At 44.9% G+C, this 22,795-nt stretch carries 27 protein-coding genes and 1 tRNA gene; 21 read left to right on the top strand and 7 right to left on the bottom strand.

Annotated elements, in window-relative coordinates; all coding sequences use genetic code 11:
- Positions 1–110: 110 nt before the first annotated feature.
- The 9 genes from NYE36_RS13250 (at position 111) to pstB (NYE36_RS13210) (ending at position 9,562) form a co-directional block, all read left to right on the top strand.
- Complete coding sequence (locus tag NYE36_RS13250; protein WP_007408301.1) at positions 111–593, top strand: DUF456 domain-containing protein; 483 nt, start codon at positions 111–113, stop codon at positions 591–593.
- 165 nt (positions 594–758) lie between these two features.
- Entirely contained in the window at positions 759–1,364 is a 606-nt protein-coding gene (gene sodA / locus NYE36_RS13245) for a superoxide dismutase SodA (RefSeq protein WP_003153025.1), read from the top strand.
- Positions 1,365–1,483: 119 nt separating this feature from the next.
- The gene (locus tag NYE36_RS13240) at positions 1,484–2,773 is read left to right on the top strand and encodes an MFS transporter (protein WP_012118002.1); all 1,290 of its coding nucleotides are present in this window, start codon (positions 1,484–1,486) and stop codon (positions 2,771–2,773) included.
- Between the two features lie 101 nt (positions 2,774–2,874).
- Positions 2,875–5,022, top strand: a complete 2,148-nt coding sequence (locus NYE36_RS13235) for a penicillin-binding protein 2 (protein ID WP_039254457.1) — start codon at positions 2,875–2,877, stop codon at positions 5,020–5,022.
- A 156-nt stretch (positions 5,023–5,178) separates the two neighbouring features.
- On the top strand, positions 5,179–6,081 hold the full coding sequence (locus NYE36_RS13230) for a phosphate ABC transporter substrate-binding protein (protein WP_039254459.1): 903 nt from the start codon (positions 5,179–5,181) through the stop codon (positions 6,079–6,081).
- Positions 6,082–6,129: 48 nt separating this feature from the next.
- Positions 6,130–7,059: a phosphate ABC transporter permease subunit PstC gene (gene pstC, locus NYE36_RS13225; RefSeq protein WP_012117997.1), complete on the top strand. Its 930-nt coding sequence runs from the start codon at positions 6,130–6,132 to the stop codon at positions 7,057–7,059.
- Entirely contained in the window at positions 7,059–7,943 is an 885-nt protein-coding gene (gene pstA / locus NYE36_RS13220; protein WP_007408306.1) for a phosphate ABC transporter permease PstA, read from the top strand. The genes pstC and pstA overlap by 1 nt, the downstream gene beginning before the upstream one ends.
- An 18-nt stretch (positions 7,944–7,961) precedes the next feature.
- The gene (gene pstB / locus NYE36_RS13215) at positions 7,962–8,768 is read left to right on the top strand and encodes a phosphate ABC transporter ATP-binding protein PstB (protein WP_007408307.1); all 807 of its coding nucleotides are present in this window, start codon (positions 7,962–7,964) and stop codon (positions 8,766–8,768) included.
- Between the two features lie 11 nt (positions 8,769–8,779).
- Entirely contained in the window at positions 8,780–9,562 is a 783-nt protein-coding gene (gene pstB, locus NYE36_RS13210) for a phosphate ABC transporter ATP-binding protein PstB (RefSeq protein WP_003153040.1), read from the top strand.
- 99 nt (positions 9,563–9,661) lie between these two features.
- On the opposite strand, the gene NYE36_RS13205 is transcribed toward pstB (NYE36_RS13210), so the two are convergent.
- Together NYE36_RS13205 and NYE36_RS13200 are read right to left on the bottom strand one after the other, a co-directional pair.
- Positions 9,662–10,126 carry an endolytic transglycosylase MltG gene (locus tag NYE36_RS13205; RefSeq protein WP_007408308.1) on the bottom strand — a complete coding sequence of 155 codons (465 nt, stop codon included), beginning with the start codon at positions 10,124–10,126 and terminating at the stop codon, positions 9,662–9,664.
- Positions 10,123–10,476 (bottom strand): hypothetical protein, encoded by a 354-nt coding sequence (locus NYE36_RS13200; RefSeq protein WP_003153047.1) that lies wholly within the window; start codon positions 10,474–10,476, stop codon positions 10,123–10,125. The genes NYE36_RS13205 and NYE36_RS13200 overlap by 4 nt, the downstream gene beginning before the upstream one ends.
- A gap of 346 nt (positions 10,477–10,822) precedes the next feature.
- On the opposite strand from NYE36_RS13200, the gene rpmG reads away from it, so the two are divergent.
- The 3 genes from rpmG to NYE36_RS13185 all read left to right on the top strand — a co-directional run bounded on the left by rpmG (position 10,823) and on the right by NYE36_RS13185 (position 11,849).
- Positions 10,823–10,972 carry a 50S ribosomal protein L33 gene (gene rpmG / locus NYE36_RS13195; RefSeq protein ID WP_003153056.1) on the top strand — a complete coding sequence of 50 codons (150 nt, stop codon included), beginning with the start codon at positions 10,823–10,825 and terminating at the stop codon, positions 10,970–10,972.
- 78 nt (positions 10,973–11,050) lie between these two features.
- The gene (locus NYE36_RS13190; RefSeq protein ID WP_033574145.1) at positions 11,051–11,605 is read left to right on the top strand and encodes a 5-formyltetrahydrofolate cyclo-ligase; all 555 of its coding nucleotides are present in this window, start codon (positions 11,051–11,053) and stop codon (positions 11,603–11,605) included.
- A 70-nt stretch (positions 11,606–11,675) separates the two neighbouring features.
- Positions 11,676–11,849, top strand: a complete 174-nt coding sequence (locus NYE36_RS13185; RefSeq protein WP_007408311.1) for a hypothetical protein — start codon at positions 11,676–11,678, stop codon at positions 11,847–11,849.
- Positions 11,850–11,924: 75 nt separating this feature from the next.
- Here NYE36_RS13185 and nhaC read toward each other — a convergent pair whose 3' ends face one another.
- Positions 11,925–13,289, bottom strand: a complete 1,365-nt coding sequence (gene nhaC / locus NYE36_RS13180) for a Na+/H+ antiporter NhaC (RefSeq protein ID WP_094032242.1) — start codon at positions 13,287–13,289, stop codon at positions 11,925–11,927.
- Positions 13,290–13,486: 197 nt separating this feature from the next.
- Here nhaC and NYE36_RS13175 point away from each other — a divergent pair, with 197 nt between their 5' ends.
- From NYE36_RS13175 to NYE36_RS13155, 5 genes are all read left to right on the top strand, one after another.
- Complete coding sequence (locus NYE36_RS13175) at positions 13,487–13,696, top strand: YqgQ family protein (RefSeq protein ID WP_015417826.1); 210 nt, start codon at positions 13,487–13,489, stop codon at positions 13,694–13,696.
- A 34-nt stretch (positions 13,697–13,730) separates the two neighbouring features.
- Positions 13,731–14,693 carry a glucose kinase GlcK gene (glcK, locus tag NYE36_RS13170; protein WP_015417825.1) on the top strand — a complete coding sequence of 321 codons (963 nt, stop codon included), beginning with the start codon at positions 13,731–13,733 and terminating at the stop codon, positions 14,691–14,693.
- 82 nt (positions 14,694–14,775) lie between these two features.
- Positions 14,776–15,903, top strand: coding sequence for a M14 family metallocarboxypeptidase (locus tag NYE36_RS13165; RefSeq protein WP_015417824.1), 1,128 nt, complete (start codon positions 14,776–14,778; stop codon positions 15,901–15,903).
- 72 nt (positions 15,904–15,975) lie between these two features.
- Positions 15,976–17,013: a hypothetical protein gene (locus NYE36_RS13160; protein ID WP_015417823.1), complete on the top strand. Its 1,038-nt coding sequence runs from the start codon at positions 15,976–15,978 to the stop codon at positions 17,011–17,013.
- 5 nt (positions 17,014–17,018) lie between these two features.
- Entirely contained in the window at positions 17,019–17,333 is a 315-nt protein-coding gene (locus NYE36_RS13155; protein WP_061860712.1) for an MTH1187 family thiamine-binding protein, read from the top strand.
- Between the two features lie 32 nt (positions 17,334–17,365).
- Here the strand turns inward: NYE36_RS13155 and NYE36_RS13150 are convergent, their stop codons facing one another.
- The gene (locus NYE36_RS13150; protein ID WP_003153076.1) at positions 17,366–17,539 is read right to left on the bottom strand and encodes a DUF2759 domain-containing protein; all 174 of its coding nucleotides are present in this window, start codon (positions 17,537–17,539) and stop codon (positions 17,366–17,368) included.
- A gap of 154 nt (positions 17,540–17,693) precedes the next feature.
- Here NYE36_RS13150 and NYE36_RS13145 point away from each other — a divergent pair, with 154 nt between their 5' ends.
- A complete protein-coding gene (locus tag NYE36_RS13145) occupies positions 17,694–18,332 on the top strand; it encodes an MBL fold metallo-hydrolase (RefSeq protein ID WP_003153077.1) in 639 nt (212 codons plus the stop codon).
- Between the two features lie 39 nt (positions 18,333–18,371).
- Here NYE36_RS13145 and NYE36_RS13140 read toward each other — a convergent pair whose 3' ends face one another.
- A complete protein-coding gene (locus NYE36_RS13140; RefSeq protein ID WP_003153078.1) occupies positions 18,372–18,617 on the bottom strand; it encodes a DUF2626 domain-containing protein in 246 nt (81 codons plus the stop codon).
- 236 nt (positions 18,618–18,853) lie between these two features.
- On the opposite strand from NYE36_RS13140, the gene NYE36_RS13135 reads away from it, so the two are divergent.
- Entirely contained in the window at positions 18,854–19,234 is a 381-nt protein-coding gene (locus tag NYE36_RS13135) for a Spx/MgsR family RNA polymerase-binding regulatory protein (protein WP_003153079.1), read from the top strand.
- Between the two features lie 64 nt (positions 19,235–19,298).
- On the opposite strand, the gene NYE36_RS13130 is transcribed toward NYE36_RS13135, so the two are convergent.
- A tRNA-Gln gene (locus tag NYE36_RS13130) sits at positions 19,299–19,369 on the bottom strand.
- 71 nt (positions 19,370–19,440) lie between these two features.
- On the opposite strand from NYE36_RS13130, the gene NYE36_RS13125 reads away from it, so the two are divergent.
- The gene (locus NYE36_RS13125) at positions 19,441–20,271 is read left to right on the top strand and encodes an STAS domain-containing protein (protein WP_039254482.1); all 831 of its coding nucleotides are present in this window, start codon (positions 19,441–19,443) and stop codon (positions 20,269–20,271) included.
- A gap of 37 nt (positions 20,272–20,308) precedes the next feature.
- On the opposite strand, the gene NYE36_RS13120 is transcribed toward NYE36_RS13125, so the two are convergent.
- Positions 20,309–21,610 (bottom strand): hemolysin family protein, encoded by a 1,302-nt coding sequence (locus tag NYE36_RS13120; RefSeq protein ID WP_012117986.1) that lies wholly within the window; start codon positions 21,608–21,610, stop codon positions 20,309–20,311.
- A gap of 145 nt (positions 21,611–21,755) precedes the next feature.
- On the opposite strand from NYE36_RS13120, the gene NYE36_RS13115 reads away from it, so the two are divergent.
- The gene (locus NYE36_RS13115) at positions 21,756–22,706 is read left to right on the top strand and encodes a magnesium transporter CorA family protein (RefSeq protein ID WP_015417820.1); all 951 of its coding nucleotides are present in this window, start codon (positions 21,756–21,758) and stop codon (positions 22,704–22,706) included.
- Positions 22,707–22,795: the final 89 nt, after the last annotated feature.

Raw genomic sequence — 22,795 nt, 5'->3', positions numbered from 1 at the left:
CAGGGGATGAACACAAGTGAGAGTATTTAAAGCGGTGATAAGGAATCATACATAATAAGATAAAGCGGGAAGCGGTGATCGCCCGCAAAACAAAGGAGGGTGTTTTTGTCATGAGTGTTTTGTATTGGCTGATGATCATTGCGGTCTTCGTCATTGCTTTTATCGGGCTTGTATATCCGGTGATTCCAAGCGTTATTTTTATTGTGGCCGGTTTTCTTCTCTACGGATTTTTGTTTTCCTTCAGTCCTTATTCTTACCTGTTTTGGCTCATTGAGGCGGTATTTGCGGCCGTTTTATTCGCAGCTGACTATGTGTCAAATTTACTTGGCGTTAAAAGGTACGGAGGAAGCAGGGCGGCAATCTGGGGAAGCACGATCGGATTATTGATCGGGCCCTTCGTTATTCCCGTGGCAGGCATTATATTAGGCCCGTTTATCGGTGCTCTCTGCGCTGAGGTGTTTGTTCATCAAAAGGATATCAAGTCCGCGGCAAAAGTGGGGCTCGGCTCGTTAATCGGCTTTTTAACAAGCGTGGCGGCAAAAGGCGTCATTCAGCTCTTTATGATCGGGTATTTCTTATGGACGGTGCTTTAGAAAGGTTTAATTTCGGCCGTGAACGGATAAAGTGTAATATGTCTGCTGGAATCGCCGGATTGTGAGCTTTTTCATTGATTACCACGCTTTCTTTTGTTACATTGAGATTAGAAAAGTTCGCGTTAAGCGGCATTTCAGTACATATATTTAAAGGAGGAAAAAATTATGGCTTACAAACTTCCAGAATTGCCTTACGCTTATGATGCTTTAGAACCTCATATCGATAAGGAAACGATGACGATTCACCATACGAAGCACCATAACACATACGTGACAAACCTCAACAAAGCGATCGAAGGATCTGCGCTTGCAGAGAAATCTGTAGATGAGCTTGTTGCTGATTTGAACGCAGTGCCGGAGGACATCCGCACGGCAGTCCGCAACAATGGCGGCGGACATGCAAACCACTCTTTATTCTGGACTCTTTTATCTCCGAACGGCGGAGGCGAACCGACTGGTGAGCTTGCTGAAGAGATCAAAAGCACGTTCGGAAGCTTCGATCAATTTAAAGAAAAATTCGCCGCAGCAGCTGCAGGCCGTTTCGGTTCAGGCTGGGCTTGGCTCGTTGTAAACAACGGCAAACTTGAAATTACAAGCACGCCAAACCAAGATTCACCGCTTTCAGAAGGTAAAACACCTGTTCTCGGTCTTGATGTTTGGGAGCATGCGTACTACCTGAACTACCAAAACCGCCGTCCTGATTACATTTCAGCTTTCTGGAATGTTGTGAACTGGGATGAAGTTGCCCGTCTTTACAGCGAAGCAAAATAATTGAGTTGAATGATCACAAGGTCTCCCGCGGGAGGCCTTGTTTTTTTATTGACTTTGATTCCTTTTACATATCTCAGTTTGAGTGAGACAAACTAATGTGTAGTAAAGGGGAGTCAATGATGAGCAAAATAAAAAAAATTATCGGCGACATCGAAATAAATAAAGGGCTGCTGCTGTTATTGACGATTGGCGGCCTTTACTCATTGGGCATCGCGCTGTCAAATACATTTGTCAACGTGTATTTGTGGAAGCAGTCGGGAAAATTTATTGATTTGGCCATATACAATTTGTCGGTCGTAACGATGCAGCCGGTTACCTTTCTGCTGGCGGGCCGGCTGGCTAAAAAAATTGACAGGGTGTTTATTCTAAGGTTCGGCGTTATCTTTTTGGCCGCTTTTTATTTAAGTGTGCTGCTTGCCGGAGAAACTGCGGCTTCCCGTCTCGTTTTGATAGGGGCCGTGCTCGGAGTTGGATACGGCTTTTACTGGCTGGCTTTTAATGTGCTGACTTTCGAAATCACGGAACCGGAAACGAGAGATTTTTTTAACGGGTTTTTAGGCATTTTGTCTTCATCGGCGGGCATGATCGGTCCGATTGTGGCCGGATATGTCATTTCAAGACTTGAAAACAATACGGGTTATACAATCATTTTCAGCCTGTCGCTCGGCTTATTTGCCCTTGCCGTGGTCATGAGCTTTTTTCTGAAGCGGAGGGAGTCGAAAGGCCGGTTTATGCTGAAAAAAGTTTTTGATGAGCGCCACACGAATCTGAATTGGCGCCGGATTACCAACGCGCACTTTTTTCAAGGCTTGAGAGAAGGGATTTTTGTTTTTTTAATCAGCGTATTTGTATTCATTGCGACAAACAGTGAGCTGGCGCTCGGAACATTCGGTCTCGTCAATTCCGCGGTTTCTTTTTTTGCCTATTATTTTGCATCAAGGCTCATCAAAAAAAGAGCGCGGAAAAAGGCGATTCTTATCGGCGGATTGATCTTGTACGGCGCCCTGTTTCTCATCATTTTTAAAATGAGCTTCACGACGCTCCTTTTGTACGGAGTGTTTATTGCGATCGGCTATCCAGTTCTGCTCGTGCCGTATGTCTCGCTTACATATGATGTGATAGGCCGGGCGCGGCTTGCCAGAAAAGCCAGAATTGAATACATTGTGCTCAGGGAGTTATTTTTAAATGCGGGCCGGATCGTTTCCATCCTTTGTTTCCTTGTAATCGTTACATTGTTCAAGGAAAAAGTGGGAATACCGGCGGCGCTCGTGCTGCTCGGAGCCGGCCATCCGCTGATTTATTACTTTATAAAAGACATCAAACTGGATACGGAAACTTCTGATGAAACAGTAGAAGAAGACCGACAAAAACAGGCGGCGGAACCGAATTTTATAAAAGGAGAAAGATAAAAGGGTTATCTGTAGAAAAATATCGAAAAAACCTTTAGAATGAAAAATGGCACCTGAACAGAAGGTGTCATTTCTTTCTGTAAATAAGAAAAGGTGATGTCATGAGGAGAAATAAAAAGAAAATAGCTGTAAATAAAGAAAAGAAAAAATCACTGCCGATCCGGCTTAATTTTTTGTTTTTGGCCGCGTTTCTTATTTTCACTTGGATTATCGTCGAGCTTGGCATCAAGCAGATCGTTCAGGGTGATGATTATAAAAACGCCGCTAATAAGCAGGAGGAGTCTGATGTCAGCACGGCGGTTCCGAGAGGGAAAATATACGACCGGAACCTAAATCCCATCGTAACGAATAAAGCATTAAATGCGATTACATATACACGTTCAGCCTCAACCACCCAGGCGCAGCGTTTAAAAATCGCAAAAAAACTGTCGGGTATGATTAAGGTAAGCACCAAAAAGGTGACTGAGCGGGATAAAAAAGACTATTGGATGTTAACCAGGCCTGATGAAGCGAAAAAACTGATTACGGCCGAAGAAAAGCAAAAAGCTGAAGACAAAAAACTGTCTGAAGATGATTTATATCAGCTTCAGCTGAAACGCATCACAGACAAACAGCTGAATGAGCTCACTTCAAAAGACATGCAGATCCTTGCGATCAAAAGGCAGATGGATTCAGGCTACTCACTGACGCCTCAATACATCAAAAATGAAGGGGTGTCGGCAAAAGAAATGGCCGTCGTCAGCGAACATTTGGATGAACTGCCGGGAGTTGACGTGACGTCTGACTGGGAACGGTCTTATCCAAATAAAGGGTTGTTAAAATCAGTTCTCGGCAGTGTCTCGAGCTCCAATGAGGGACTCCCTTCAAATCTTCTTGAGCATTATTTGTCACTCGGCTACAGCAGGAATGACAGAGTAGGAAAAAGTTATTTAGAGTATCAATATGAAAATCTGCTGCAGGGCCAAAAAGAGAAAGTGAGAAATGTGACAGATTCCTCTGGAAACGTAACAGATACAGAAACGGTTTCAAAAGGTAAAGCCGGGGATGATTTAGTGCTCACTATAGATACCGAATTGCAAAAAGACGTTGAAAAAATTATTGAGAAAAATTTAAGGGCTGCAAAGGCAAGACCGAGTACACAGTTGCTTGACAGAGCATTTGTCGTAATGATGGATCCCCGTAATGGAGAAGTGCTTACAATGGCGGGTAAACAGATTAAACAAGCAGGCGGCAAATATAAAATTGATGATTATGCACTAGGAACAATGACTTCCTCTTATAACATGGGCTCAGCTGTAAAAGGGGCAACATTGTTAACAGGTTATCAAACAGGTGCTATTAAAATCGGAAATATATTTACGGATGAAGTTTTAAATATTAAAGGCTCCCCTCCTAAAAAATCGGTAAGTGTAATGGGGCCGATAAATGATTTAACTGCACTTGAGCGTTCATCTAACGTTTATATGTTCAAAACTGCGATTGCAATTGGTAAGGGTAAATATATATCAGGACATTCACTTCCGCTTGATTACAGCGCATTTGATAAATTTCGTTATTACTTCAGTGAATTCGGTTTAGGGGTAAAAACAGGAATTGATCTGCCTAACGAAGCTACAGGATATGTGGGAACTAAAAGACAGTCAGGTTTCTTGCTTGATTTTGCGATCGGCCAATATGACACATACACTCCGCTTCAAATGGCTCAGTATGTATCGACCATTGCTAATGGCGGCTATCGTATGAAGCCCCAAGTCGTGAAAGAAGTAAGAAAACCTTCAAAAAAAGGTATCGGGGCCGTCGTTGAATCTGTTAATCCGGAAGTGATGAACCGTCTTGATATGACGGAAAGTGAAATTAAACGTGTTCAGCAAGGTTTTAAACTTGTTATGAATGGAGCTCAAGGGACTGCGAGAGCAAATTTTGCTAATAAAAGTTATCACCCAGCCGGTAAAACCGGAACAGCACAAGCTTTCTATGATGGACCTATAAAATCAAGAACTGGTGCTTCTACTTATAACACAACTTTGGTGGCTTATGCTCCTGCAGATCATCCTGAAGTTGCTATTTCGGTAGTGGTTCCATGGGCTTATGAAAATTACAATGACAGGTATTCAATAACTAATGACATCGGGGAAGCAGCTCTGGACAAATACTTTGAGCTGAAAAAGAAACAAGAAGATAATAATACGAAGCAGAAAAACGAAGATAAAATTCAGGAAGACGCTGAAAACGGCAATACAAATCACTAACAGAAAAACGCTCACAACCTGTGAGCGTTTTTTTTTATACAAAAAAACATCCGGATTTACAAAACCTTAACACTTGATTTATACGCATTTTACAAGAACCCTTTACTCTAGACCTGTAGGACAAATTACACATTAAATGCAGGGGGAATTCAGGAAATGAAAAAAAACAAATGGATGCTTATGCTTCTGATGGCTGCTGTTATGATTGTTGCTGCAGCATGCGGAAATGCAAAGGAAAGCGGCAAGACAGACAGTCAATCTGCAAGTGAGGATAAAAAAGCATCAGGTTCTTTAACCATTTCTGGTTCATCAGCCATGCAGCCGTTAGTACTGGCAGCGGCGGAAAAGTTTATGGAAAAACATCCGGATGCTGATGTGCAGGTGCAAGCGGGGGGTTCAGGAACAGGTCTTTCGCAAGTGTCTGAAGGGGCAGTGCAAATCGGCAACTCAGATGTCTTTGCTGAAGAAAAAGAAGGCATTGATGCGAAAGCCCTAAAAGACCACCGAGTAGCGGTAGTGGCGATGGCGGCTGCGGTCAACCCCGGTGCGGGCGTAAAGGATATAACCAAAAAACAGCTGACAGACGTCTTTACAGGAAAAATTAAAAACTGGAAAGAGCTTGGCGGTAAAGATCAAAAAATTACACTCGTGAACCGTCCTGATTCATCAGGAACACGCGCTACGTTCGTCAAATACGCGCTTGACGGAGCAGATCCTGCTGAGGGCATCACAGAGGATTCCTCCAATACAGTCAAAAAAATCATTGCGGAAACGCCGGGAGCTATCGGTTATCTGGCATTCTCTTATATAAACGATGACAAAGTAACGCCTTTATCGATCGGAGGCATCAAACCGGAAGAGAAAAACGTCGTCACAGGCGAGTATCCGATTTGGGCTTACGAGCACTCTTATACGAAAGGTGAAGCGTCAGGCCTTACAAAAATGTTTCTTGACTATATGAACAGCGATGAAGTACAGAAAAGTATCGTAAAAGATCAAGGCTACATTCCGATCTCTGATATGAAAGTCACACGTGACGCAAACGGCAAGCAAAGCTGAGGGGAGGGCGGGCTCCCCGCCTCTTCTTCTTTATAGGAGTGTAAACAAATGATAAATCACAGAGAAAAAGAGTCTGTAAGCGAACGCTTAATAAGCTCAAAACAAAACAGGCAAATGGATGAAGTCCGCGGAAGGGTGATTGTGTCTGTGTGTGCCGCGATTATCATTGCGGCATCAGCGGCGATCACAATTTTTCTCGGCATAAAGGGGCTGCAATCTTTTTTTGTAAATGGTGTAAGCCCGATTGAGTTCTTAACAAGTCTGAATTGGAATCCAACCCAGGCAAAACCTGAGTTCGGCGCGCTGCCTTTTATTTTCGGATCATTTGCGGTCACGGTTCTGTCCGCTCTGATCGCAGCGCCCCTCGGTATTGCGGGTGCCGTGTTTATGACGGAAATTGCGCCGACTTGGGGAAAAAAGGTGCTGCAGCCGGTAATTGAGCTGCTTGTCGGCATTCCGTCCGTCGTTTATGGATTCATAGGTCTTACAGTATTGGTTCCGTTTATCGGCTCTTTTAAATCAAGCGGAACGGGTCACAGCCTTCTGGCGGGGACGATTGTACTTTCGGTGATGATTCTGCCGACTGTTACATCGATTTCCGCTGATGCGCTAGCGTCACTTCCGAAACACCTTCGCGACGGTTCATACGCGCTTGGTGCGACGAGGTGGCAGACAATCAGAAAGGTGCTTATCCCGGCGGCGTTTCCGACATTGCTGACCGCTGTCGTGCTCGGGATGGCAAGAGCGTTCGGAGAAGCACTAGCCGTACAGATGGTTATCGGAAATACAAAGCTTCTGCCGGAAAGCCTGCTTGATACGGCGGGAACATTAACGACGATTATTACGTTAAACATGGGCCATACCACATACGGCAGTATTGAAAATAATACGTTATGGTCTATGGGGCTTGTTCTACTCATCATGTCGTTTCTGTTTATATTGCTCATACGCTACTTGTCGTCTAGGAGGAAAGTGTAATGAACCGGAAAATAACGGATAAATTGGCCACCGGTGTATTCGGGTTATGCGCCGCTGTAATTGCGGCGATTTTGGCAGGATTGTTTTTGTACATTCTTATTCACGGCGTCTCTGAAATCTCCTTGCATTTTCTTACGTCAAAATCGAGCGCCATTGCGTCAGGCGGCGGAATACGGGATCAGCTTTTTAACTCCTTTTACATTCTGTTTATCACCATGCTGATCACGATACCGCTTGGTGTGGGGGGCGGCGTCTTTATGGCTGAATATGCGCCCCAAAATAAAATCACTGATTTTATCAGAACGTGTATTGAGGTTCTGTCTTCGCTTCCGTCCATTGTCATCGGGATGTTCGGCATGCTGATGTTTGTAAACCTGACCGGATGGGGCTACACGATTATCGGGGGCGCGCTCGCATTAACGGTTTTTAACCTTCCCGTTATGGTCCGGGTGACGGAAGGTGCGCTCACTGCAGTTCCTAAGGAGCTGAAAGAAGCTTCTCTCGCTTTAGGCGTATCGAGATGGCATACCGTCAAAACGGTGCTGATTCCGAGTGCGATTCCTTCGATTTTAACCGGTGCCATTCTCGCATCCGGAAGAGTATTCGGAGAAGCGGCCGCATTGTTATTTACAGCGGGACTGACAACGCCGCGGCTGAACTTTACGGATTTGAACCCGTTTTCTGAATCATCTCCTTTCAACATTTTCAGGCCGGCTGAGACGCTGGCGGTTCATATATGGAGTGTCAATACGCAGGGAATCATCCCTGACGCCGAAGCGATTGCAAACGGCGGCTCGGCGGTGCTGGTGATTTCGGTGCTCTTGTTTAACCTTTGTGCAAGATGGCTCGGATCTGTCATTTATAAAAAGCTTACGGCAAATTAATCGGAAAGAGGCGAAAACATGATTGATCACATCATCAGGGAACAAGCGGAACAGACAAAGCGTTCGCCGGAGTCTTCAATTTTGGAAGTGAAGCATTTATCAATTTATTACGGTGACAAACAAGCGGTTAAAGATGTGAACATGGATATTGAAAAACATGCGGTGACGGCTCTGATCGGTCCGTCCGGCTGCGGGAAATCAACATTTTTGAGACAGATTAACAGAATGAACGATGCCATTCCTTTTGCAAGAAGCGAGGGAGAGATCCTTTATGAAGGGCTGAATATTTTGGGGGAAGCGATTAATGTCGTGTCTCTCAGACGGGAGATCGGTATGGTGTTTCAAAAACCGAATCCGTTCCCGAAATCCATTTACAATAACATCACACATGCGCTGAAGTATGCGGGGGAACGCAGGAAAGCCGTTTTGGATGATGCGGTCGAGGAAAGCTTAACGAAGGCGGCGCTTTGGGATGAAGTCAAAGACCGGCTTCATTCATCGGCTCTTTCGTTATCAGGCGGCCAGCAGCAGCGTCTTTGTATCGCCCGTACGCTTGCGATGAAACCTGCCGTGCTACTTTTAGATGAACCGGCCTCAGCTCTGGACCCTATTTCAAACGCCAGAATCGAGACGCTTTTGACAGAACTGAAAAAAGATTATTCGATTATTATCGTTACGCATAACATGCAGCAGGCACTTAGGGTGTCTGACCGAACGGCTTTCTTTTTAAACGGGGAAGTGGTGGAATACGGGCAGACAGAACAAATTTTCACGAGTCCTAAAGCGCAAAAGACAGATGACTACATTAACGGAAAGTTCGGATAGGGGGAAGGACTGTGAGCCTTGTGAAGGAAGCGGTGCACACACAGAATTTATTTGATATTCACGGCATGAACGTATGGTACGGAGCCCACCAGGCTTTAAAAGACATTACGATCGGTTTTGAGGAGCGGAAGGTAACTGCGATCATCGGTCCGTCCGGCTGCGGGAAATCCACTTTTATTAAAACATTAAACTTAATGCTGCAAATGGCCCCGAATGTCAAAGTGACAGGCGACATGATCTATAACGGGCGCAATCTGCTGAAAGAAAAGACGGATGCGGCAGAATTAAGAAAACAGATCGGTATGGTGTTTCAAAAAGGCAATCCGTTTCCCCAGTCGATATTTGAGAATGTCGTGTACGGTCCGAGAATTCACGGCGAAAAAAATAAAAAGAAACTGCTTGAAATCGCCGAGGAATCTTTAAAGGCAGCTGCGCTCTGGGATGAAGTGAAAGATCGCCTTCACCAGCAGGCGCTTTCACTGTCAGGCGGTCAGCAGCAGCGGCTGTGCATCGCAAGGGCGCTCGCCACAAAACCGGACGTCCTTCTGATGGATGAACCGACGTCCGCTCTCGACCCCGTATCCACGCGGAAAATAGAAGAGCTGATTTTGACATTGAAAGAAAAGTATACAATCGTCATTGTGACGCACAACATGCAGCAGGCTGCGAGGGTCTCTGATCAAACCGCGTTTTTTTATATGGGCGAACTGGTAGAGTGGGGCGATACGGGCAAAATATTTTCTCAGCCGGATCATCAAAAAACACATGATTATATCACCGGAAAATTCGGATGAAAAAAACGGGCCCGGCCATTGACTGGGTCCGTTTTATACTCCTTATTAAAAAGGCCTGCCGGCCGTATCCATCTGAATGGACGATGCCTGCAAGCTTTTTTAGCGGGTTAATGTTTTGACGATTTTTTTAAAGCTCATATCTGAGTCGACTTTGAAATGGCCGGCCCGGATTTCTTTATGGTAGCCTGCGTCAATGACGTAATCATTAAAGTCCTTCGCTGAAGGAATAATCCCTTCTTTTTCAAGAATGGATGACACATCAGCAGTGCTCATTCCGTCTTTAATCGTCAGTTTGTATGTTACTTTTTTCTTTTTGGCGTCTGTGTTTTGGTCGTTGTTTAACGATTTTTCTTTAGAATCAAGCAGTTTTTGATAGTCATCCCGGTTGACGGAGACTTTTTGCTGATCGTCGAGGTAGCTGTTTACTTCTTTTTCTGTCAATGCTGTTTTTTCGGTTTTAACGGCGGCTGCCTGGTCATGGTCAGTCAAATAGAAGACAGCGGCGAGAACGGCCGTCGCTAAAATCATGCCTGCTGCAAAAGCCTGAATGCCCCGTTTTGTCATACGAGCACCTTCTCATTATCTTTAATAATGGTATTGACGTCCTCGACAGACACGTGCTCCGCTTTTGCGATGGCTTCCGCAGACATTCCGTTGTTATATTTTGAAATGATTTGTTTGGCGATTTTTTGGTTAATGCCGCTGCTTTTGGCTTTGCGGATCACGAGGTTGGTTTCCAGCAATTCTTCTTCAAGCACCGTCATTTTCTTTTTCAGCTTGTAAATTTCCTGCATGGCGGAAAGCTGAAGCGTTTCAAGCTCCTGTTCCACGTCTTTCATCGGATCTCTTTGAGAATATGAGAATGCAATAAGCGCTATACTGACGATAAACAACGCAATAATAGCAATTTCCACGTTTCATCACCTTCTATTATTAATTTGCCCTTCTTTTTTATACCATAAAACGCCGCCATTCTAAAGGAAATAGAGAAAAAAACGGAATTTTGTCGGGAAATCTTTTTTATTCGGGGAGCAAACGGTTATTTCTCTATAGATTTCGTATCAGAAAGTCCTTTTTTGTCCTGTTTCGTCATATTTTCCCTTCATCTGATGCAAGCTCATTCAGAGGATCAGAAGCATAAACTGATGTTTTCTGCACTTAAACAACATTTCATGTAAATCACTCTAGCATTCCGTCCATTATAGTGGTATTATATATAAGTCTGAATAAGTAAATGATATTTAGTTTGGAGGGAAAATAATGCGCGTTAATATTACTTTGGCTTGCACTGAATGTGGTGAGCGTAACTATATTTCTAAAAAGAACAAACGCAACAATCCGGACCGCGTTGAATTTAAAAAATATTGCCCACGTGATAAAAAATCTACGTTACACCGTGAAACAAAATAAGCTGTTTAAAACAGCGGAAAAAGCTGGAGCTTTCAATAAAGTTCTGGCTTTTTTGTCTTTCAGGGAGGTTTGAGAAACGTGAAAGCACAAATCAGAACCGCTATCAAAGCAAAGCTTTCTGACATGACAGAAAGTGAATGGGAGAAAAAATGCCGCAGCATGCGTGAAACGCTGTTTTCTTTAAAAGAATGGAAACAGGCCCGCGTGATCGCCGTTACCATCTCGACACGCCTGGAAATTCCGACACGGCCGATTATTGAACAGGCCTGGAAAGAGAAAAAACAAGTCTGTATCCCAAAATGCTTTCCGCGGACGGGAGCGATGGAGTTCCGTACATTTTCTGCGTATGATCAGCTGGAAACCGTATATGCGGGCCTCAGTGAACCGATCGAGAGCCAGACGGAAAAAGCCGCCCAAAAAGACATTGACCTTGTGATTGTGCCCGGTGTGGCTTTTGACCGGGAAGGCTTCAGAATCGGATACGGCGGAGGATATTATGATCGGTACCTCTCCGGTTATAAAGGCCGTACCGTGTCGCTTCTCTTTGACTGCCAGCTGACAGACCGCATTCCCCGCATGCCCCACGATATTCCGGTCGATAAGATCGTGACTGAATCTGAAACCATCGCTTAATCGCATAAAAAACTTCTTGCACCGGAATAATTCTCGCTGTTTGACAAACGATAGGGGCAGGAGGGATAAGATGAAAAAATTGTTGATCTACTCATTATGCGCCGTATCTGTTTTAGCCGTTTACCAAAACCGCTACCGTCTGATGAACAGCGTGCTCAGCCAGCCGGGGATCAGACGGTCATTCATTCATTTCTTTTTAAAAATACCGTTTATCAGAAACAAATTCATTCAGCAGGCATTTTAAACAAATCCCGTTTTTCAGCGGGATTTTTTGCATAAGAAAACCTGCCGGTAAAAAACGGCAGGTTTTCTCGTATTGTCAGCTTTTTTTCAGGAAACCGAGCAGAATTGAGATCATAGGAGAAATGTACAGGAAAAAGGTAAACGGCAGGTAGTCGATGACGGGAACCCCTAATGCGCTTGCCATAAAAGCGCCGCTTACTCCCCAGGGAATCAGCGGGTTGATCAATGTTCCGCCGTCCTCAAGCGACCGCGCAAGGTGAATCCGCTTAATGCTGAGCTTGTCATATAAAGGTTTATAAGATTGACCCGGAATTAAGATCGACAAATACTGCTCACCTGTCGCAAGGTTTACGCCTATACTTGAGAAGACGGTCGCCATGACAAGACGTCCTTTCGTATGCACGCCTTTTATCAATCCTTGAAGCAGCGCCGCGATCAGGCCCGTTTTTTCCATCAGGCCGCCGAGCGCAAAGGCGATCATGATCAGAGAGACTGATCCCATCATCGATTGGAGCCCGCCTCTGTTGATAATGCTGGCCACAGCCTGGTCGCCGGTTTTAAACGCCGTCCCGCTTTGCAGGGCGGATATAAATCCTTGAATGCTGCTGTCAGGAATAAAAACAGCAGTCAGAAGCCCTGCGGAAATAATACCGGCGGTAAGCACCGGAATCACGGAAACCCGTCTCACAGCTAAAATGATCACCAACAGAGGTGAAAGAAGCGACCAAGGCGTAATGTGCACGGCCTCTTTCATTCCGGAAATGACCGCCTCAATATTTTGCGTTGAAGCGGCATTTATTGAAACCGATGAACCGAGAATATAAAAAAGAACAATCGTGATCAGCAGTGCCGGAACGGTAGTGCCCATCATATGGCGAATATGCTTAAAAATCGGAATTTCGCCGATTCCGGCGGCAAAATTCGTCGTGTCGGACATCGGTGACATTTTATCACCGAAACAAGCCCCGCAAATGACTGCTCCCGCCGTCCATTCGAGCGGAACTCCCGCCGCGCTTGCTACCCCTAACAGCGCGACGCCGATTGTACTGACAGTTGTCAGACTTGAGCCGACAAGCGTGCTGATAATCATGCAGGAAAATAATGCGGTCAAAAGCAGCTGACTCGGCTGTATAATTGACAAAGCGTAAACGGTGACGGTGGGAATGGCGCCGCTGTACATCCAGGCGCCGATCAGCATACCGATCAAAGCCAGTACGATAATCGGCTGCACACCGTTTTTCAATCCGCTGACAATTCCTTTTTCAAGACTCTCCCACGAGAAACCGAGCCACAAACCTGCCAGAGACAGAATAATGACGCAAAAGAACAGCGGCATATGCGGCTCTGTATGAAAGAAAAACAGGCAGGACATAATGACTGCTAACATCAAGACAAATAAACTGATGGCTGAGATGAACGTCAGCCTTTTTTCTTGTTTCAAAACAACACCCCATCAAACTTTAATCCTTTTGTGCTTTTGGGCACGAAAGTATTGTAACAGAAAAACGCTTAAATGAGTGTTTTTTTACAATTGTGAATATACAATTTATGAAAATAATACAAGGATATTTTCTCCAATCGTTTTTTGCTTGACGCCCGGATCAGTGATGAAATACGCTTATACTAAGAAGAATAGAAATGGTGAAGCAGATGAATTCATTTTATGACGTGCAGCAGCTGTTTAAGTCATTCGGACATATCGTTTATTTCGGTGACAGACAAGCCGAAATTGACTTTATGAAAGATGAATTAAAGGAAATGTACTTGTCAAACGTGATTGAAAGAGAAGTATGGCAAAAAGCCGCCGGAGTTCTTCAGAGAGAATCGGAGCGGATCAAAGGCAGATAACACAGCAGGATTTTAATAAGAAAAGGAGATTATTATGGAAGATACATGGTTTGCGGGGATTGATCTTGGCGGGACAACCATCAAGCTGGCCTTCATCAACATGTACGGTGAAATTCAGCATAAATGGGAAGTTCCGACCGATAAATCAGGAAACACAATTACGGTCACGATCGCCAAAGCGCTTGATCAGAAGCTGGAAGAACTGAACAAGCCGAAACGGATCGTAAAATGGATCGGAATGGGAGCGCCCGGACCCGTGGAAATGGCGACGGGGATGGTCTATGAGACGACAAATATGGGGTGGAAAAACTATCCGCTGAAAGACCATCTTGAGGCGGAAACGGGTATTTCGGCCGTCATTGAAAACGATGCCAATATCGCGGCGCTCGGAGAAATGTGGAAGGGTGCAGGTGACGGGGCCAAAGATGTCATTTTAGTGACGCTCGGAACCGGAGTCGGCGGAGGCATCATCGTCAACGGAGAAATCGTTCACGGTAAAAACGGGGCCGGCGGAGAAATCGGTCATATTTGCAGTATTCCGGAAGGAGGAGCTCCGTGCAACTGCGGAAAATCCGGCTGCATCGAAACGATTGCGTCCGCAACCGGCATCGTCCGCATCGCGAAAGAAAAGCTTGCGGCGGTTTCCGACTCTTCGCTCTTACAAGTGGATGATCTGACGGCACGTGACGTGTTCGAAGCGGCTAAACAGCAGGATAAGACAGCGCTTGAAGTCGTCGATTATGTCGCAAAACATTTAGGCCTCGTGCTCGGAAATCTGGCAAGCGCCATGAATCCGACGAAAATCGTGCTCGGCGGAGGCGTGTCTAAAGCGGGTGAAATCCTGCGGTCAAAAGTGGAAGAGACTTTCAAAATCACCGCATTCCCGCGTTCTGCGGAAGCGGCGGATATTTCGATTGCGGCACTTGGAAATGACGCCGGAGTCATCGGCGGGGCGTGGATTGCCAAAAATGAATGGCTCAAACATCAAAACTGCTGAAGAAAGTCTGCCTGCCCATATCGCGGGCGGCTTTCTTTTTTTATCTCCCCTGGCATATAGTTTTTAAAAAAGGGGGATGAACATGGCGGGAATTCGTGTCAAACCTGAATTGAAACAGCATATGAAAGATATTGCAAAGGTGCTTTCAATTGATGAAAAACTGTTGAAAGCCGCTGATAAAACGGCGGAAAATGATGATTTATTGTGTCCCGGCTTTGCCGTGAGCGGGCAGTCAGAGGGTCCGCCGCTTGAGACGCTGAGCGGGCTTTCGCGATACATCCGGCACTGTGAAAGGATTCTTTCCGCTGATCAATGGGTGAAGGAAGAAAAGGTGTACGGGTCCCAATCGGTTTATGAAGAAATTGAGAAAATAACGGATGTCTTTCCGTTTGTCACGTGCCGTAAAATCGGCAGTTCCGTATTGGGAAAGCCGCTTTATGAGCTGAAAATAGGTGCGGATACGGCTGAAAGAAAAGTCCATGTAAATGCCTCATTTCATGCCAATGAATGGATCACCACCTCGGTCGCGCTTAAATGGTGTAAAGAATATTGCGCGGCATTATGCGAAAATAAAACCGTTTTCGGGCACTCTGCGCTTGATATATTCAGCCTGACATCATTGTCATTCGTTCCGCTCGTAAATCCCGACGGTGTTGATCTCGTACTTTACGGATGTGAAGATTTATCAGAAAAAAATGAATTTCTTAATCAATTAAATGAGCACCGCCCGGATTTCCGCGAATGGAAGGCGAATATAAACGGTGTGGATTTAAATAAACATTTCCCATCCAATTGGGATATTGAACAGAGGCGCAAACCGAAGGCCCCTTCATATCGTGATTTTCCGGGGACGGCGCCGCTCACTGAACCGGAGGCGCAGGCGATGCACCGGCTGATAACGGAGCAGCCGCCTGACAGGCTGATCGCGCTTCATACGCAGGGAGAAGAGATTTATTGGGGATACGAAGGATGTGAACCGGAGCAATCATCCCGGATGATTCGGGAGTTTGAAGCGATAAGCGGAAACCGCTATCAAGGCGTTAAAACCATTGACAGCCATGCCGGTTTTAGGGATTGGTTTATACAGCAGTATGGAAAAGAGGGCTATACCATTGAGCTCGGAAAGGGAAAAAACCCTTTGCCTTTTCATCAGTTTGCTGATATTTATCAAGCGACGGAAGGTATTTTGTGGAGGTCGCTTGTTTTTTGAGACATCTGTGAAATTTCTCATTTGTTTACATAAACAAATATGGGACAATAGAAAAGAATGGAGGGAAGGCTGGTGAGATACTTGGTTTGTGTTCTGCTGTCCGCATTCGTTCTGTGTTTAGCGGCCTGTGAACCATCTCATCAGCAGCAAGACACAGGCGTTTCGGCAAAATCGGCAGAACAGAAAATCGTTCCGCTCAGTAAAAAGGAAGCGGAGAAAACGGAAGGATGGCTGGATAACAGAACGATTCTGTATACAGCACATCATCAGCTGATGAAATATGATCTTTTCAGCGGAAAATCCGAACGGCTCTATGAAACAAAGGGCAATATTGTCAATGTAAAGATCAGCCGGAAAAAACAGCTGATTCTCGTACAGGTGACAAGCAGCGGTCAGACTGAGCTTGTGCTTATGAACAAGCAGGGGAAAAGACTTTATCACAAAGCCTTTAACTCTTATGAGCTGGAGACGGCTTGGAATCCGTATGACCCGTATCAAATGATGATTACCGTTTTTACTGAAACATGGGACTTCACTGCCTATACGGCCGATATGAACAATGGCATTTTAAAAAAGAGTCCCGTTCAGGCCCCTTTTGTCCATTGGACCTCCACTGATGAATTCCAATATATCAAGCAAGGAAAAACGGAGGAAGAGGGTCCTTTATATTCTTATGACTTGCAGACGAAAAAAGAAAAAAGAGTGCTTCATCACGTCATCTGGGCCGATTCCCGCCCGGGCATGACGATTGCCGTCAGACAAACGGATCAATCGGACGGAGACGGCGAGTTCCTTTTCCAAAAGCCGGCATCCGTGACGCACCGCTTTCCTCTCCAAGAAAAGTATGAGAGCTTTGCGCCGATGGAGTATGATTACGATCAGACACACAAGCGGTTTTACATATTCAAGCCTGAAGGCCGCTCTTACAATCTGATCAGCTTTGACTTAGGAGACGAACGGGAGCGGACGGTGCTCAAAAACACGGAAATGGAGCCGATTCAGATCTCTCCGAACGGGGAATACGCTTTATACGGCTTTACGTATGACCGTCTGATTTCACTGAAAACAGGCATGACAGAACCAATCATAACAAATGAAAAAGGAGTTTGAACCAAATGGCAATTGCAGATGTGACAATCATTCCGATCGGAACAAAAACACCGAGCGTCAGTGAGTATGTAGCGGATGTGCAAAACATTTTGGAGGGTTACAAAGCTGCCGGCAAAATCAAATTTCAGCTCACGCCGATGAACACTTTGATTGAAGGTGAGCTGAGCGACTTATTCGCAGTCATTCAGGACATTCACGAAGCCCCGTTCCAAAAAGGGCTGCACAGAGTGGCGACAAATATCCGCATTGATGACAGACGTGATAAAGAAACGACGCTGGAGAGCAAAATCAAAAGTGTCAACAAACATTTGCAGCAATAAAAAATAAGCCTGTATCCATTGGATACAGGCTTTTAATGTGCAGTCGGATAGCCGCTGGTTACAACGGTCATTACGGTAAACCAGCCAAACACGCCCAGCGTGGCGGCGGCTAACAAAAATCCCAGGATATTTCTCTGTCTGACAGCCCGCAGGACTCCTAATACAGCTAATAATGCGACAAGGCCGAAGATTACAACAAGTAACATCATGCTCCTCCTTTGTCATTGGAACCTGAAAATCTTTCCATTTCATTTTAACCGTTTTCATTTTGTTTGTCGATAGCGTTTTCCCGGCCGCATTCATTGAATATTCCGCAGAAAACCTTCATAATAAGGGCATATACATAAAGAGGTGATGAAAGTGAAATGGAGACGAATGCCGGCCGGTCCGATTCAGGCAAACGCGTATTTTCTTGTCAGTGAGGATCAGTCCTGTCTTATTTTTGATCCGGGCGGGGAAGCGGACAAAATCAACAATTACATAAAAGAAAACAATCTGAAGCCGCTGGCCATCTTACTGACGCACGCCCATTTTGACCATATCGGCGCGCTTGACGAAGTAAGAGACAGATGGGATGTTCCCGTATATCTTCACAAAAATGAAGAAAAGTGGCTGGAGGACTCTTCCTTAAACGGATCAGGCATATTGCGGGGCATCGCCGTAACGGCACGGCCCGCCGAACGGCTGATTGAAGGCGACGGCATATTGGACATCGGGCCTTTCCATTTGGAGACATTGTTTACGCCGGGACATTCACCGGGAAGCGTTTCTTATTATGTGAAGGACGCGGATCTGGTGATTTCAGGTGATGTGCTCTTTCAGGGAGGCATCGGCCGAACTGATTTACACGGCGGAAGTCAGGACGTATTGCTTGATTCCATTCATCAAAAACTGCTCACGCTTCCCGGGCATACACTTGTGTTAAGCGGGCACGGGCCGGAAACGGATATTCAGACAGAGCAGGAGCGAAACCCGTTTATCAATGGTTTTTCACTGTAAATGAAAAAAGACAGACCATAATCGGTCTGTCTTTTTCTGTCAGTGGGTTCCGCCGCCCGGTGTCATAATAAAAATAGAATAATATGTAAATCCGGCGAAAAATACGGTTAAGTAAGCTCCGAAAATATAAATATACATCCGCTCAGTCAGATTCAAATAAGAAAGAAATACGAAAAAGATCGTCTGTCCAAAAAACAAAAGTGAAGCGTCTTTCATGCCCCCTAAAAAGAACATGACTGCAAATATCCCCGTCCAAAATCCTAACACCCGGAACATGCGATTCATTCCTTATCCCCTCCCGAGAGTCTATCTGAAGTTTATTATAATAGATCGGCACTCAAAATGTAAACATTTTCATGATTATATTTATTGTGGAATTTATGTCTTTCCCTGTGTTTTATATCTTATGCCGCTCTCTGAAAAAGATCCGAAAAATCTTTTTGAAATATGTTTAATGAAAAAAAGTTCAGGGTACTTATGTTAACAAAGAGACGGATTATCCGAGGGAGGAATTTTTAAAAATGAAAGAACTTATTTTTTATTCATACCCGAGCTGCACATCATGCCGAAAAACGAAACATTGGTTAAAAGCCCACAATGTTGACTTTCAAGAGCGCCATCTATTCAGGGAGACACCGACAATTGATGAATTGAAGCAGATCTTATCATTAACGACTGAAGGAATTGATGAAATATTGGCGACGAGAAGTCAAACATTTAAAAATCTCAACCTGAACATTGAAGAAATGACTGTAAATGAAGTGCTGAAGCTTTTGACTGAGAAGCCGAAACTGCTGCGGCGTCCGATTCTGATCGATCGCAATAAGCTCGTTATCGGATACAATCCGGGAGAACTGATGAAGCTGACGAAGAAAAAAACGGTACATCAATCTGTATCATAAGAGAAAAACGAAGATCCGCTGATCAAAATTTATCAGCTAATCTTCGTTTTTTGCGGTTGCGGGACTGGGCTAGCTGGATTCGAACCAACGATCACGGAGTCAAAGTCCATTGCCTTACCGCTTGGCTATAGCCCATCGGATGTAATTACAGTATGTGCGTCCGGCGCCGATTTATACATACAAAGGAATTTGAATGGAGGAGACCCGTGAAACATTTGAGTGAAGCATTATCTCGAACCTTAATTGAAGAATCAGGTGAAATCACACGCCAGTGGCTGCTCATACCAAAATCGGGGCGGCCTACAGATGATCAGAAAGCGGAAATGCAGCACCGTCTGTTAATTGAAATCGTTGCCGGCATTTTATCGGAAAAAGACGGCGGGGAAGAGGAGCTGACGAAATGGGCGCTTCAGTTCGCAAGGGACCGGGCCGTCCATGAAATACCGGTCTATGAAAGCGTCACGAGCTTTAAAGAATTCCGGAGATTGGTCTGGAACCGCATACAGACGTGCTGTGAAACAATGTCTGAGAAGCCTGGGGCGAATGCGGTATTCCATTGGGGAGAGAAGCTGAACAAAGCAATTGACCATATGATTGAAGTATTTACAGAGGAATATTATAAAGTGACGGTTACACAATTAAACGCCCAAAAAGAAATGATTAACGAACTAAGCGCGCCGATTATGCCGATTGCCGACGGTATTGGAATTTTGCCGCTCGTCGGCGAAATTGACACCTACCGGGCAAAAATGATTTTGGAATCGGTGCTTGACCAATGTTCTTCACTCCGTCTTTCTTATTTATTTTTAGATATATCAGGTGTGCCGATTGTGGATACGATGGTCGCTTATCAGATTTTTAAAGTGATTGACAGCACAAAACTTCTTGGCATAGAAACGACAATCTCAGGCATCAGGCCGGAAATCGCGCAGACCGTCGTGAAGCTCGGCATCGATTTTTCTCAGGTGAAAACGGAGCAGAGTCTGGCGAAAGCGCTGGCAAAAAACGGATTTATCGTAAAAGAATCATTAAGATGATAAAAAGCTGAATGGCCGGGAGGGATGTCTCCCTCAGCTATTCAGCTTTTTCAGCTTCAATCGTAATGATATGATGGCTGTCGATTTCTTTTACCGTAAATGTGTAGCCTTCAAAATCAATGGTGCTCCCGGGCTTCGCGTCAATATGCTGAGTAAGAAACCAGCCCCCGAGTGTATCGACTTGATCAGCCGTAATCTCTGTTCCGAGTACATCATTGACGTCACTGATCAGCAATTTGGCGTTCAGGAGATAACGGTTCTTCCCAAGCTTTTGAACAGAAGGTGTTTCGTCCGTATCAAATTCGTCGCGGATTTCGCCGACAATCTCTTCAATGATATCTTCCGCCGTTACTAATCCCGCGGTTCCGCCGTACTCATCAATGAGAATGGCCATATGGGCGTGTTCCCGCTGCATTTTAACGAATAATTGATAAATCGGAATCGTCTCAATCACATGGATCGCCGGCTGGATGTAAGGGCTGAGTTCGTGTTTTGTAAACGCCGCTCCTTCTGACAGGAATCTGAATAAAACTTCTTTTATATTGATGATGCCGACTACATGATCTTTATCTCCTTTTACTACGGGATACCGGGTATATTTATTTGTTTTGATAATGTCCCGGAGCATATGTCCCGATCCGCTGTCTAACGGCAGGCTCACCATTTCATTCCGGGGCACCATAATTTCTTTGGCAGTGCGCTTATCAAATGTAAAAATGTTATTTACGTAATGCAGCTCGCTTTTTTTAATCATGCCGCTTCGATAGCTTTCGGCAAGGAGCACCCGCAATTCCTCTTCCGTATAAGCCATTTCATGTTCGGAAGCAGGCTTCAAGCCGAACATGGCTGTAATCAGGCGGGCGGAATGATTAAGCAGCCAGATGAACGGAAACATTAACTTATAAAACAAAATCATCGGTCTGGCAGACAAAAGTGTAATCCGCTCGGCTTTTTGGATAGCAAAACTTTTCGGGGCGAGTTCGCCGATAACGACATTCACATATGTAACCAGCAGAAAGGCGATGATCAATGACAGGACTTGGGCAACCGCTTCGTGAACTCCGGTCTTTAAAAATAACGGCTGAAGCATCGCTTTGACTGTCGGTTCACCCAGCCAGCCGATTCCCAAAGCGGTGACGGTGATGCCCAATTGGCATGCCGATAAATATTCATCGAGGTGTGTAATGACATGCTTGGCTGCTTTTGCTCCTTTTACATCTTCCTCAATGAGCTGATTAATGCGGGAGCGCCTTGCTTTAACGATTGAAAACTCTATGGCGACAAAACATGCCGTTAATAAAATAAATAGTACGATGGCAGATAGTTTGATGATATACAATGTAACGCCTTCCGCGAAGGAAGGCTTGCACCTCCCTTTTTTCGGAATAATACCACTGTAGAAAGCTGCTCAAACATCGAACCTGGTTTAGCCTGCTTCATTTACGGTAATAAAACAAGAAAGCGATACTGGAGGATGACAAGAGATGAAGGTACATTCGGGAGCGGACTGGCTGTGGTACCAGCTCGGTCCGCATGAAAAAACAGAAGCGAAAAAAATGATCCATCACAATCACTGGCCGCAATGCGAAAAGTGGTTTGAACATGAAAATCATATAAACTTTCTGCGCTCAGATACAAATGATCAGAATAATGAAGCGGTTTTCGGTTCTTTAATCTATCATCAAGGATTAGATGATGAAAAAAACCATACCGTATTTCACTTTTATATTACGAGAGACTTCTTTTTTACAATTAATTTTGATTTTTCGCTGCTGCGCGGTGTAAAAGAAAAGCATGCCACACAGCAGATTCAAACCTGTGAAAATCCGATTGAAGGCTTTTTTGTTCTGCTGGGAGAGCTGATGAATTCCTATCTGATCGGACTGGATGAATTTGAAGTCAAGCAGCGGACGCTGAAATGGCAGATTCATGATGACAACAGCAAAGGAATCTTGGAAAATGTGCATAAACTGCGCCATGAGCTGTTCATTTGGAAAGGCCTTACACTGGGGGCTCAAAAAGTGGAAATGGCTTTAAAAGAAGCTTTTCTCCCGAAAAATGACAGGCAGAAAGATTACCTCAGAGCTCACCAAAAGATGGAAAGAGGAATTACATATATCAATGAGTTTGATCAGGAACTGAGCAATCTGCTGCACGCCGAGGAAGTCATTACCTCCCAAAGAGGAAATGAAATTGTGAAAGCCTTGACGATCTTTACAACTCTCTTTACACCGATGACGGCGCTTGGAGCTCTCTGGGGGATGAACTTTGATAACATGCCGGAGCTTCATTGGAAATATGCGTATATTTGTTCCATCGTGCTCATTATTGTATCAACCCTGCTGATTTATATTTATCTGCGGCAGAAAGGCTGGACAGGGGACATTTTGAGGGAGCATCAAAAAAAATATTTGCGGAAAGAAAAGAAACGCTAAGAAGAGCAGGCATACGCCTGCTTTTTTTGATGGCTGAAAATGGCCGAATGGTTCCGGATTTCATTCGGTAAATCAATGTCAGGTGGCTT

The organism is Bacillus sp. FSL R5-0593 (assembly GCF_038603755.1).
In the GTDB taxonomy this organism is placed as follows: Bacteria; Bacillota; Bacilli; order Bacillales; family Bacillaceae; genus Bacillus; species Bacillus velezensis.
This window is presented reverse-complemented; position numbering and strand designations above follow the sequence as displayed.